Annotated in this window: 10 protein-coding genes; 1 reads left to right on the top strand and 9 read right to left on the bottom strand. The window is 69.5% G+C overall.

Going from position 1 to position 11,754, the window contains the following annotated elements; all coding sequences use genetic code 11:
* On the bottom strand, window positions 1-1,282 hold a 1,282-nt coding region (locus G4D87_RS04430; RefSeq protein WP_163779270.1), incomplete at its 3' end, for a serine/threonine-protein kinase.
* 237 nt (window positions 1,283-1,519) lie between these two features.
* Between G4D87_RS04430 and G4D87_RS04425 the strand changes: the two genes are divergently transcribed.
* Complete coding sequence (locus G4D87_RS04425; RefSeq protein WP_163779268.1) at window positions 1,520-2,299, top strand: hypothetical protein; 780 nt, start codon at window positions 1,520-1,522, stop codon at window positions 2,297-2,299.
* 27 nt (window positions 2,300-2,326) lie between these two features.
* Here G4D87_RS04425 and G4D87_RS04420 read toward each other — a convergent pair whose 3' ends face one another.
* The 8 genes from G4D87_RS04420 to G4D87_RS04385 all read right to left on the bottom strand — a co-directional run bounded on the left by G4D87_RS04420 (window position 2,327) and on the right by G4D87_RS04385 (window position 11,751).
* Complete coding sequence (locus tag G4D87_RS04420) at window positions 2,327-3,133, bottom strand: LpxI family protein (protein ID WP_163779277.1); 807 nt, start codon at window positions 3,131-3,133, stop codon at window positions 2,327-2,329.
* Between the two features lie 28 nt (window positions 3,134-3,161).
* Complete coding sequence (lpxA, locus tag G4D87_RS04415) at window positions 3,162-3,938, bottom strand: acyl-ACP--UDP-N-acetylglucosamine O-acyltransferase (protein WP_163779266.1); 777 nt, start codon at window positions 3,936-3,938, stop codon at window positions 3,162-3,164.
* A gap of 29 nt (window positions 3,939-3,967) precedes the next feature.
* On the bottom strand, window positions 3,968-4,429 hold the full coding sequence (gene fabZ, locus G4D87_RS04410; protein WP_163779275.1) for a 3-hydroxyacyl-ACP dehydratase FabZ: 462 nt from the start codon (window positions 4,427-4,429) through the stop codon (window positions 3,968-3,970).
* Complete coding sequence (lpxD, locus tag G4D87_RS04405; RefSeq protein WP_176410256.1) at window positions 4,429-5,478, bottom strand: UDP-3-O-(3-hydroxymyristoyl)glucosamine N-acyltransferase; 1,050 nt, start codon at window positions 5,476-5,478, stop codon at window positions 4,429-4,431. The genes fabZ and lpxD overlap by 1 nt, the downstream gene beginning before the upstream one ends.
* A 31-nt stretch (window positions 5,479-5,509) precedes the next feature.
* Window positions 5,510-6,064: an OmpH/Skp family outer membrane protein gene (locus G4D87_RS04400; RefSeq protein WP_163779262.1), complete on the bottom strand. Its 555-nt coding sequence runs from the start codon at window positions 6,062-6,064 to the stop codon at window positions 5,510-5,512.
* A gap of 107 nt (window positions 6,065-6,171) precedes the next feature.
* Window positions 6,172-8,574 carry an outer membrane protein assembly factor BamA gene (gene bamA, locus G4D87_RS04395; RefSeq protein ID WP_240358003.1) on the bottom strand — a complete coding sequence of 801 codons (2,403 nt, stop codon included), beginning with the start codon at window positions 8,572-8,574 and terminating at the stop codon, window positions 6,172-6,174.
* A gap of 130 nt (window positions 8,575-8,704) precedes the next feature.
* Window positions 8,705-9,379 carry an ABC transporter ATP-binding protein gene (locus tag G4D87_RS04390; protein ID WP_163779258.1) on the bottom strand — a complete coding sequence of 225 codons (675 nt, stop codon included), beginning with the start codon at window positions 9,377-9,379 and terminating at the stop codon, window positions 8,705-8,707.
* 2 nt (window positions 9,380-9,381) lie between these two features.
* The gene (locus tag G4D87_RS04385) at window positions 9,382-11,751 is read right to left on the bottom strand and encodes an FtsX-like permease family protein (RefSeq protein ID WP_163779255.1); all 2,370 of its coding nucleotides are present in this window, start codon (window positions 11,749-11,751) and stop codon (window positions 9,382-9,384) included.
* Between the last annotated feature and the right edge of the window lie 3 nt (window positions 11,752-11,754).

The following is an 11,754-nucleotide window of genomic DNA, read 5'->3' as shown; positions in this document are numbered from 1 at the left end:
GTCCCAGCGCTTGCCGCACCAGCCCCTCCCCCCCGTCCTCCAGGCCAGGCCGCAAGGCGCCCATGCGCGCCATGCGTTCCCGGACGCGCTGCTGCTCGGGCCGCGTGTCGTGCAGGGGCAGGGCCTGGAAGGCGCGCACGAAGGCCTCGACCTCCTGCACCTGCTGGCCCAGCTGCTCGGCCAGCCGGACGCGTGAGGCCGTGCGCGCCTGGAGGTCCCGCTCCGCCAGCCAGGCCCGGGCCCCGAAGCCCGCGAGCAGCAGCATGCCCACCAGCGAGACGCCGGAGACGAACACCACCCCGCGATGCCTGCGCGCGGCGCGCCGCAGCCGGTGCGTCAGGCGGGGCCGCTGTCCGAGGATGGGCGCGCCGTCCAGGTAGCGGCCCAGGTCCTCCGCCAGCGCCCGGGCGGAGGCGTAGCGCAGCGCCGGCTCCTTGCTCAGGCACTTGAGGCACACCGTCTCCAGGTCGGCGTCCAGCTCCGGCACGCGCTCGCGGGGGGGCACCGGGTCGTCGTGGAGCACCCGGTTCAACGTCTCCAGCGGCGTGGCCCCCGTGAAGGGCGGCTCGCCGACGAGCAGCTCGTAGAGCGTGGCGCCCAGGCCGTAGACGTCCGTGTGCGCGCCGATGGCTTCCAGCTCACCCCGGGCCTGCTCCGGCGCCATGTACGCGGGCGTGCCCATCACCGCGCCGGTGGACGTGAGGCCGTGCCCCTCCCCCGCCTCGTAGGCGAGGCCGAAGTCCATGATGACGGGCTCGCGGCGCGCGCCCTCGCCCGGCAGCACCATGATGTTGGAGGGCTTGAGGTCCCGGTGGATGACGCCCAGCGCATGGGCCGCCTCCACCGCCTCCGCCGCGGCCTTCAGCCACCGCGCCTTCTCCAGGGGCGCCAGGCCCCGCGCGGCGACGTCCATCCGCTCGCCCTCCACGAGCTGCATGGCGATGAAGGCCTGGCCATTCGTCTCCCCCGCGTCGAACACCTTGCAGACATTCGCGTGGTCGATGCGGGCCTGGGCGCGGGCCTCCCGCAGGAAGCGCATGGCCCGCTCCGGGTCCGCGCCCCGCAGGAACTTGAGCGCCACCGGCCGCCCGAGTGTCCTGTCCCGCGCGCGGTACACGTCCCCCATGCCGCCTCGGCCCAGCAGCCCCAGCACCTCGTAGCGGGCCCCTGGCGCGGCCGGCGCGGTGCCCGGCGGCTCGGACGGAAGGCCCGCCACCGTGGCCCCATCCTCGGCCGGCCGCGCGGCCGTCTCCGACGGAAGGGTTGGCGCGAGGCGTGACATGGGCAAAGCCTATCAAACGCATACAGCCGCGGCACGGTGGCACACCGTGGCCTGTGCCACCGTGCCGCGCGAGGGTGTGCCACCTCAGGTGTGTCGAGCACGTCTTCAGAGGGAGCCACGGGGCCACACGCCGCGGCATACGCCTTGCTCAAGCAGCGACACGGCAAGGACGGGTGCGCGGCCCTCCGCCACACGCACCGCGCCGTCTCAACACCTCACACCACAGGAAAACCACCCATGTCGAAGCTGCGTCACGCACTGATTGCCCTGTCCATGCCCGCCGTCCTGTGGGGCTGCGGTCCCGAGGACATGATGGATGTCTCCGCCGAGCCCCCCGCCGCGCAGGACCTGACGACCCAGGGCCAGGAGCTGACCACGGCCAACACGTACACCTGGTCGCAGAGCAACCTCGCCACGCCCATGGGCACGACGTCGAACCGGACCTGCTACCTGATGCGCGTGGGCGGCAACTTCGAGGGTGGCGGGGAGCGCGTCGAAATCTTCAACACGGGCGGCTCGTGGTACCTGGGCGGCGCCTCGGGGCAGACCGGCATCAACGGCGGCGCGGGCTGCATCAACGTGGCGGACACGGGGGCCGAGTACACGTGGAGCCAGTCGTCGAGCTACCCCACGTACATGGGCTCCTCCGCCAACCGGGTGTGCTACCTGACGGGCGTCAAGGGCAAGTTCCATGGCACCGGCGAGTGGCTCCACGTCTATGAGACGGCCGGGAGCTGGTACATGACGGGCAACTCCAGCCAGAGCGGCGTGCAAGGGCGCGCGCGTTGCATCAACCTGGGCGCCGGCAACACGTTCAGCGAGGAGTTCACCTGGAGCCAGGGCACCAGGGCCCGGGCCATGGGCGCCGCCGACAACCGCTCCTGCGCCCTGACGTTTGTCCGGGGCAAGTTCGAGGGCGGCGGCGAGTACGTCCGTACGTACCAGCAGTACGGCTCGTGGTACCTGGGCGGCGCCTCGGGGCAGACGGGCGTGTCCGCGCGCGCGCGCTGCTTCTAGTCCCACCGCGCACGGGGGCGCCGGGGCTCAGGGCACGCCGACAATGGTGATGCCCGCGGCCTCGGCGCCCGCGAAGAGGGCCGGGGCGTCCAGCAGCACCGTGCGCCCCACCTCGAGCGCCAGCACGCGCGCGCCCACCTCCTGCATCACGTCCAGGGTGCGCGGACCCACGGCCGGCAGGTCGAAGCGGAGGTCCTGCTGCGGCTTGCAGCGCTTCACCACCACGGCGCCTGAATTGCCGCCCAGCCTGCCGCCCCGGCGGATGGCCTCGTCCGTGCCCTCCACCGCCTCCAGCGCCAGGACGTGGCCGTTGTGCACCACCACCGTCTGTCCCACGTCCGCCTGGCCCAGCAGCACCGCCACCTCGCGGCCCAGGGCCACGTCCTTCTCCTGCGCCGGGTGCAGCCGGGGCCCGGCCAGGTGGCCCTCCGGGCACAGCACCTCGCCCAGGAAGTCCGTGGGGGCGATGATGGTGACGCCGCGCGCCTCGAAGTCCGAGGCCACCGCGCGCAGCAGCGCGTCATCCCGGAAGCTGCGCAGCCGGGAGATGATGCGCACCGCGCCCAGGTCCGGCCGCGCCTCCGCCAGCGCCCGCACACGGCCGATGCCGCCCGCCATGGCCGCCTTCTTCACGCCCGCTTCCCGGAAGGCCTTCTGGATGCGGTCCACCTGACCGACGCGAACCCACGTCAGCCGGTCCACCTCCGCGGCCAACGCCGGGTCCGTCTCTCCACGGTGCGCCACGGCCACGACTTCCAGGCCCTGCTTCCGCGCGGCGCGCGCGAAGAGAAAGGGCAGCCGGCCGTTGCCCGCGATGAGGCCAATCCGCTCCACCGCCGACTCTCCTCCGTCACTCACGGCGTCAGCGCGTGAGGCCGCGCTTGCTCTGCTGGATGAACTGGATGAGGTGGTCCACCTCGGAGTGGCCCGCCAGCTCCGCGCGCAGCCGCACCATGGCCTCCTGGAGCGTCAGCTTCGAGCGGAACAGGATGCGGTGCGCTTCCTTCACCCGCTCAATCTGCTCCTTGGAGAAGCCACTGCGCTCCAGGCCCACCGTGTTGAGGCCCACCAGCTCCGCCCGGTCTCCCTGGGCGGTGGCGTACGGCGGGATGTCCATGGTCACCATGGCGCCCCCGGAGATGAAGGCGTGCTGTCCCAGGCGGGTGAACTGATGCACCGCCGCCAGGCCGCTGATGATGACGTGGTCCTCCATCGTCACGTGGCCCGCGAGCGCGGAGCCATTGCCGATGCGGCAGCCATTGCCCACCACGCAGTCATGCGCGACGTGACAGTTGGCCATGAAGAGGTTGCCACTGCCCACGCGGGTGGCGCCGCCACCGCCCGCGGTGCCCTTGTGCAGCGACACGAACTCGCGAATCTGGTTGTCGTCGCCGAGCACCAGCTCCGTGTCCTCGCCCGCGTACTTGAGGTCCTGCGGGTCGGCTCCAACGGAGGCGAACTGGAAGACGCGGTTGCGCTCGCCCAGCGTCGTGCGGCCTTCGATGACGACGTGGGGCCCCACGCGGGAGCCCGCACCAATCGTCACCTGGGGACCGATGATGGAGTAGGGGCCGACCTCGACGGTTTCGTGGAGGCGGGCGCTGGGATGGACCACCGAGGTGGGATGAACCTGAGCCATGAAGTCTCCTCGTGCTCGCGGGGCGCGAATCAGGATGCCGCGCTCTCAGCCGCGTTCGCGTCCTTGTCCACGACGGTTGCCAGGAACTCGCCTTCGGCGACACGCGCGCCGTCGACCGTCGCCAGGCCCTTCGTCTTCCAGACAGCGCCCTTGTGACGCACCACTTCGATGTCCAGCTGGAGGCGATCCCCCGGCAACACCGGCTTGCGGAAGCGCGCGCCGTCCACGCCCATCAGGTACGTGAGCTTGCGCGTCGGGTCCATGTTCTCGCTCTTGTAGGCGAGGATGGCCGTCGCCTGCGCCAGCGCCTCCAGGATGAGCACGCCCGGCATCACCGGGTGACCGGGGAAGTGCCCGTTGAAGAAGGGCTCGTTGATGGTGACGTTCTTGTAGGCCGTCAGCTTCTGGCCCGGGACAATCTCCACCACCCGATCCACCAGCAGGAACGGGTACCGGTGCGGCAGCAGATTGAGAATCTCTCCGATGTCCATCACGGCCCCTTTTCCTTCTCCAGCGTCTCTACCCGGCGCCGCAGGGCGCGCACTTCCTTGAGCAGGTCCGCCATCTGGCCCGCCGCGGCGCTGGCCCGCAGCCACTCCCGGTGGGGGACGGCGGGGCTCCCGCTCACCACCTGGCCGTCCGGCACGTCGTGCGCGACGCCGGACTGGGCGCCCACCTTGGCCAGGTCACCCACGCGGATGTGCCCCACCACGCCGACCTGCCCCGCGAGCACCACGCCCGTCCCAATCTCCGCCGAGCCGGACACGCCAGCCTGGGCGCAGATGAGGGACAGCGGGCCCACTCGCACGTTGTGGGCAACCTGCACCAGGTTGTCGAGCTTCGCGCCGCGCCCCACCACCGTCTCGCCCACCGTCGCGCGGTCGATGCAGGTGCACGCCCCCACCTCGACGTCGTCCTCGATGCGCACGATGCCGACCTGGGGAATCTTGAAGTGCTCCGGCCCCGCCTCGCCCTCCGGGTTGAAGGCGAAGCCGAAGCCGTCCGCGCCCACCACGCTGGAGGCGTGGAGGATGACGCGCGCGCCCACGATGCAGCGCTCGCGCACCGTGACGTTGGGGTACAGGACGCAGTCCTCCCCCACCTCGGCCTGTTCGCCCACATAGGCGCCCGGATAGAGCACCGTGCGCGCGCCCACCCGTCCGCCCCGGTCCACCGACGCGCCGGGCAGCAGCACGGCCTCCGGATGGACGGTGGCCTCGGGGTGGACCCAGGCGCCGGGCCTCACGCCCGCGGCGGGGCGCTGGGGCGCGTGGAACAGGCGCAGCAGCTTCGCGTACGCCAGGTGGGGGTTGGCCACCCGGACCAGCGCCACGCCCTCGCGGGGTGGCACGTCGGCGCCCACCAGCACCGCCGAGGCACGGCTGGCCTCGAACTGGCGCCGGTAGCGCGGGTTTCCGTAGAAAGACACGTCTCCCGGGCCGGCTTCTTCAAGCCCGTTGAGTCCGTGAATGAGCTGTGAGGGATCACCGAGGAGCTCGCCACCCACGTGGGCGGCGAGTTCCCCGAGCTGGCGGGGCATGGGAGCGGTCTGCACGAGTTGGGAGTGACGGCTACTTCTTCGTCGGGGCGTCCTTCGCCGCCGTCTTCTTCGAGCTGTTGTACGCCCGGATGACTTCGTTGGAGATGTCGTGCTGCGAGCGGGCGTAGACGATGCCGGAGTCGCGGCGCTCGAGGACGAAGCCCAGGTCATCGCGCTCGGCGATGGTGTTGATGATGGAGTCGATCTTGTCGATGATCGGCTTCATCTCCTGCTGCTCCTTGTTGGCGGCCTCGGCGCGGCTCTTCTCCCACTTCTGGGCGAGCATCATCACCTTGCGCTGGAGCTCGGCCTCCTTCTGGGCCTTGATCTCCGCGCTCATGGCGCTGGCCTGCTTGTCGAGCGTCTCCTTCTCGGCGCGGAGCGCGTTCTGCTCCTTGTCGATTTCCTTCTGGCGGTCGTTGAGCCACTTCTGGAGACGGGACTTGGCGGCCTTTCCGTCATCCACCTCCAGCATGACTTTCTGGAGGTCCACGTAGGCGACCTTCAGCTCGGCGGCCGAGGCGGCCACCGGGAGGGCGAGCGACAGAGCGGCGGCCGTGGCCGCGATGGTGGTGCGAAGCGACATGTTCAGCAACTCCTCAAGAAGGGTACAGGCTCCGACGTACGCCTATCGGGCATCTTCAATTCCCTCCGCCCGTGAGGACGGACGCCGGACGACAGGCGAAGGGCTTATCAGAAGAAGTTGCCGATAGTGAACTCGAACAGGATGTTGTCGTCCTCCGGCCGCCTGTTGAGCGGGATGCCCCACTCGAAGCGCAGGGGGCCAATGGGCGAGAACCAGCGGAATCCGAAGCCCACGGAGTGGAAGAGGCCGAGCGGCAGCCGCTCCTGACGGTCCTCGAAGAAGCGCTCGTTCGCCGCGAAGGCGTTACCCGCGTCGTAGAAGACGACGCCGCGCAGGCCGGCCTTCTCGAAGATGGGGAACTCCAGCTCGAAGTTGAAGGTCAGCTGCTTGTTGCCGCCCACCCGGAAATCGGTGACGGTCGCGTCCGGACTGTCGGAGCGGGGGACCTTCACGGAGGGGCTGATGCTGCGCAGGAAGTACCCGCGGACGCTGTTGATGCCGCCCACATAGTAGAGTTCGGAGATGGGCAGCGGCTTGTTCTGGTCCAGCTGCTGGATGTAGCCAATGGTGGCGTTCGTCTTGAAGACGAAGCCCAGCGGCATGGGGAAGTACAGCCGCGAGTAGGCCGTGTACCGGTTGTAGAGGAACGTGCCGCCCAGGAAGTCCGGGGCGAGCTCCACCGAGCCGTAGTGGATGAAGCCGTCCGACGGGAACAGGCGGTTGTTGCGCCGGTCGAAGGACAGCGACAGGCGGGCGGCGCTCGTCGTGCCCGACAGGAACTGGTTGGCCAGCAGCACCGCGCCCAGGTTCTGTCCCGCCTCCACGTTGACCCACTCACGCGAGTAGCCAATGGTGCCCAGCAGGTCGTCGATGAACTGGTAGCCGATGGACACCGTGCCACCGGTGGAACTGCGGATGAAGCCCTCGTAGTCCGCCTGGATGCGGAAGAACTCGGCCGACAGCAGGTAGCGCGTGTCCAGGAAGTACGGGTCGTAGAAGGACAGCTGCACCAGGGAGCGCAGGCCGGAGATCTGCGCGGACGCGGAGACGCTCTGCCCCCAGCCCAGGAAGTTGTTCTGGGCGATCTGCGCCGTGAAGATGAAGTTCTCCACGTTGGAGAAGCCGAGGCCGACCTGGAAGGTACCGGTGGCCTTCTCCTTCACCTCCACCTGGAGGATGATGGTGTCGTCCGCCGAGCCGGGGCGCTGGGTGATTTCCGCCGTCTCGAAGAAGCCCAGCGCGGTGACGCGCTCGCGGCTGCGGCGCACGCCGGTGCCGTTGTAGAGCTCGCCTTCGTAGACGCGAAGCTCGCGGCGGATGACCTTGTCACGCGTCTTGCTGTTGCCCACCACGTCGATGCGCTCGATGGTGACCTGGGGCCCCTTCTGCACGTCGAAGGTCAGGTCCACCGTGCGGTCGTCCGCGTTGACGCTGGTGATGGGGTTGATGTTCGCGTAGGCGTAGCCGCGGTCGTAGTAGACGTCCGAGACGGACAGGATGTCCTGCGACAGCTGCGAGCGGTTGAAGCGCCCGCCGGTGGCGGACTTCATCAGCGCCGCCATCTCCCCCTTGGAGACGTCGTCGAGCAGGTCACCGGAGAAGTCGATCTTCCCGATGTCGTACGGCTCGCCCTCCGTCACCCGGAGGGTGATGAAGATGAAGCGCTTGTCCGCGGAGAGCTGGACGGTGGGCTTGTCCACCCGGACGTTGATGAAGCCCTTGTCGTAGTAGGCAATCTGGATGACGGCCAGGTCGCGCTGGAAGGCCTCCTCGCGGTAGGTGCCCTCACCGGTGAAGAAGGAGAGGAACCCGCCCTCGCGGGTAATCATCGTCTCCTTCAGCTCCGCGGCGGGCACCTTCTCCGCCCCCAGGATGGTGATCTGCTTCACCATCACCTTGGCGCGCTCGTTGATGTTGAACACCACATCCACGTTGGCGCCGCCCTCGACGGGCTTGAGCTGGTGGCTGACCTCGGCGAGGAAGTAGCCCTTCTCCACGTACTTCGCCTGGATCTTCTGCACGCTGGAGCGCACCAGCTCCATGTCCAGGATGGTGGCGGGCTTGACGTCAATCTCCTCCTTCAGGTCGTCCTTGTTCAGCTCCTCGTTGCCCACGAGCTGCACGAGCCGGACGGTGGGGCGCTCCTCCACGCGCACCACGTAGGCGACGCCGCGGGCCAGCCGCTGGACGAGCAGCTCCACGTCCTGGAAGTAGCCCAGCGCCCACACCGCCCGGAGGTCCTGGGCGGTGCGCGTGGGGCTCAGCTCGTCGCCCACACGGGTGCGGAGGGCGCGGCGGATGGCTTCGGCCTCGACGCGCCGGTTGCCTTCGACGCGGACCTCCACCACCCGGCGGGCATCCTCCGGGGACACCGGGGCGTCATCGGGGAGCGCGGGCTCGGAGGCCACGTCGGCGGGAGCAGCGGGGGCGGTGACCTCGGGCACGACTGAAGGCGCGGCGGCGCCTTCATCCTCTTGCGCCAGCGCGGAGCCGGGCACGAGGGACCACATGGCGACCGCCAGCAGCGGGAGCAGTGACTTGCGCGACAGAACGGGGTGCCTCAAGGGGAGACCGGCCAGGAAAAGGCGGGGCAATCTACGGGAAGGCCCCTCGGGGCCTCAATGCAAAATTGCCGGGACATCACGCCTCCGACACCTCGCCCCCGGCCAACCTGAGGCGGCGGGGCATGGAGCGGGCAAGCGTCTCGTTGTGGGTCACGACGACGGCGGTGATTCCCTGCTCGCGGTTGACCTCCCGCAGGAGCTGGTGGATGCCCTCGCCCGTCGCCGGGTCGAGGTTTCCGGTGGGCTCGTCCGCCAGCAACACCGCGGGCTTGAGCACCAGGGCGCGCGCCAGGGCCACGCGCTGGGCCTCACCACCCGACAGTTCTCCCGGACGGTGGTCCACGCGGTGTCCCAGGCCCACCCGCTCCAGCAGCTCACGGGCATAGGCGTAGGCGCCGGTGCGGTCCTGTCGCCGGATGAGGGCGGGCATGGCGACGTTTTCCAAGGCGGTGAACTCCGGCAGCAGGAAGTGGCTCTGGAAGACGAAGCCGATGGTCTGGTTCCGGAACTCGGCGATCTCCGCGTCGTTCATGGAGAACACCGGGCGGTCCTCGAACAGCACCTCGCCGGCGGCCGGGGCATCCAGCGTGCCCAGGACGTGCAGGAAGGTGCTCTTCCCCGCCCCGGACGCGCCCACCAGCGAGACGAGCTCTCCCCGCTGGATGTCCAGCGACACGCCCCGAAGGATGTCGATGCGCTTGCCGTGCAGGAAGTAGCTCTTGAAGACGTTGCGGATGGACAAGAGCGCCATGGCTATTCCGCCTTGAGGCCTTCCACCGGCTCCACACTGCTGGCCTTGAGGGCCGGGTAGATGGAGGCGAGGTAGGTGACGAGCACCGCGATGACGACGGCCAGCACGGTCTGCACCGGCTCGATGCGCACCGGCACCGCCGGGATGTAATAGACGTCCGGGTCCAGCTTGATGCCGGCCTTCTCGATGAAGAGGCACCAGGACAGGCCGGAAATCAGGCCGAGGAAGCCGCCCGCGACGCCAATCTGCAGGCCCTCCGCGAGGAATATCTTCACGATGCCGCCATCAGGGACGCCCAGGGCCTTGAGGACGGAGATCTCCTTGCGCTTCTCCAGCACCAGCATGATGACGGTGGCGACGATGAGGCCCGCGGCCACGATGATGATGATGGAGAGGATGATGCCCATCACCAGCTTCTCCAGGCGCAGCGCGGAGAAGAGGTTCTTGTTCATCTCTCCCCAGTCACGTGCCCGGTAGGGATAGCCCCCCAGCACCTTCACCACCTGCGAGGCGATGCGCCGCGCGTCGTCGATGTCCGCCACCTTCAGTTCGATGCCCGTGGCCCCCTTCACGCCGAAGAAGTCCTGGGCCTCCTTGAGCAGGATGTAGACGAACTTGGAGTCGTACTCGTACATGCCCGAATAGAAGACGGCCGCCACGCGGAAGGCGCGGCTCTTCGGAATCGGGCCGGAGGGGCTCAGCTCGGTGCCCAGCGGGGAGACGACGTTCACCCGGTCTCCCACCACCACGCGCAGCGACGCCGCCAGCTCCCGGCCAATGACGATGCCCGGCAGCACCGGCGCCTTCTTGGGCGTCCCGGAGCGGCGGATGATGTCGTCCTCCTCCACCCCGCTCTCCTCCGCGGGCTCCTCGTCCGGCAGGCCGCGGTGGACGATCTTCTCCGGCGTGTAGAGGATGTCGAGCGAGCCGCCACCGAGGATGTTCTTGGGCAGGTCCGTCACCTCGCCCACCGTGCCCGGGTCGATGCCCTTGATGATGACGCCGTCCACGTTGCCCTCGGAGGCAATCATCACCTGGTTGATGATGAAGGGCGTCTGTCCCACGACGCCGGGCACCTTGCGGACGGACTCCATGACCTTGGCGTACTCGGGCAGGTCGCCCGCGTACTTCGACACCACGGCGTGCGCGTTGGTGCCCAGGATCTTCTGCTGCAGGTCGGCCTCGAAGCCGCTCATCACCGACAGCACGATGATGAGCGCCATGACGCCCACGCCCACGCCGCCCACCGACAGGGCGGTCATCATCATGGTGGGCGACTGCTCCCGCAGCTTGAGGCGGTTGAGGTCGGAGGCCGCCGCCAGCGGATCCTTCAGCCCCAGCGCACGGATGCGGGTGCGCTCCACGGCCGCTTCGGCGGAGCGGATGATGAAGTAGATGAGCAGCGGGGGGATGATGCCGAACATCAGCACCGCCAGCGTCCCCAGCAGCAGCGACGGCCGGAACACCGCCACGTGCCGGCGCGCGACGAAGAGCTCGAACCCCAGCTTCAGGTCCACCCGGCCGCTGCCGGCGGCGATGAAGCCGGTGTTGATGCCCAGCACCAGCGCCAGCACCAGGAAGGTGAAGACGAGCCAGTACCCCAGCTCCGGGCGGCCAATCAGCCCCGCGACGTACGTCACCTCGCGCAGCCGGTAGCCCAGCGCGAGCTGCAGCCCGGGCAGCCGCTCCATCAACGTGAGGACGATGGGGATGGGCAGGCCCAGGTACAGCACGCCGATGGTGGCCTCGGGCAGCGACAGCCGCTGCGCCCGCGACGCGCCGATGAAGCCGGAGATGAAGGCCACCATGCCGCCCGCGAGCAGCGCGATGGCGAAGGCGCCCGTGGGCGGCAGCGACAGGCCGCTGCTGGCGCCCTTGCCCGCCGCGCCCAGCTCCGTGGCGGACACGCCGCTGGACAGCACCGTCTGCAGGAGGATGAGGACCACCTCCGCCAGCAGCATGCCGCCGCCGTAGGCGCCCAGGGTGCTCCAGTAGAAGTCCCGGTAGCGCGCCAGGCGCGGGTACAGCGTGGCGCCCGCGGCCGGGCTGGGCCCCTCGGCGGACGCTGGCGCGCGGCGGATGCCGGCGGCGATGAGCGCCCACCCCGCCAGCCAGACGACGGCCCCCGCGACGAGGAGGCCCGTGTTGGGAACCGGCGCGACGGGCTGCTCGGACACGAGCAGCAGCGCGTTGAGGGCCTGGACCAGGCCGCCCCACCCCAGCAGGGACAGCCCCAGGGAGGGGCTGGTCTCCAGCCAGGCCTGGGAGGACGTGAGCGCCACCCCGAGCAGGCTGAAGCCCACCAGGGCGACCAGCGCCCCAATCCAGATGAAGGTCCAGCGATGGACGGTCTGCCGTTCGGCGGAGTGCACGCG

The organism is Myxococcus vastator (genome assembly GCF_010894475.1).
Classification (GTDB): Bacteria; Myxococcota; Myxococcia; order Myxococcales; family Myxococcaceae; genus Myxococcus; species Myxococcus vastator.
The sequence above is the reverse complement of the archived record's forward strand: the minus strand, read 5'-3'. Positions and strand labels throughout refer to the sequence as shown.

Bases quoted from the DNA above. Each gene is read 5' to 3' on its own strand.
- G4D87_RS04425 (WP_163779268.1), top strand. From the start codon at position 1,520: ATGTCGAAGCTGCGTCACGCACTGATTGCCCTGTCCATGCCCGCCGTC.
- lpxA (WP_163779266.1), bottom strand. From the start codon at position 3,938: ATGGCTCAGGTTCATCCCACCTCGGTGGTCCATCCCAGCGCCCGCCTC.
- fabZ (WP_163779275.1), bottom strand. From the start codon at position 4,429: ATGGACATCGGAGAGATTCTCAATCTGCTGCCGCACCGGTACCCGTTC.
- lpxD (WP_176410256.1), bottom strand. From the start codon at position 5,478: ATGCCCCGCCAGCTCGGGGAACTCGCCGCCCACGTGGGTGGCGAGCTC.
- G4D87_RS04400 (WP_163779262.1), bottom strand. From the start codon at position 6,064: ATGTCGCTTCGCACCACCATCGCGGCCACGGCCGCCGCTCTGTCGCTC.
- bamA (WP_240358003.1), bottom strand. From the start codon at position 8,574: ATGTGGTCCCTCGTGCCCGGCTCCGCGCTGGCGCAAGAGGATGAAGGC.
- G4D87_RS04390 (WP_163779258.1), bottom strand. From the start codon at position 9,379: ATGGCGCTCTTGTCCATCCGCAACGTCTTCAAGAGCTACTTCCTGCAC.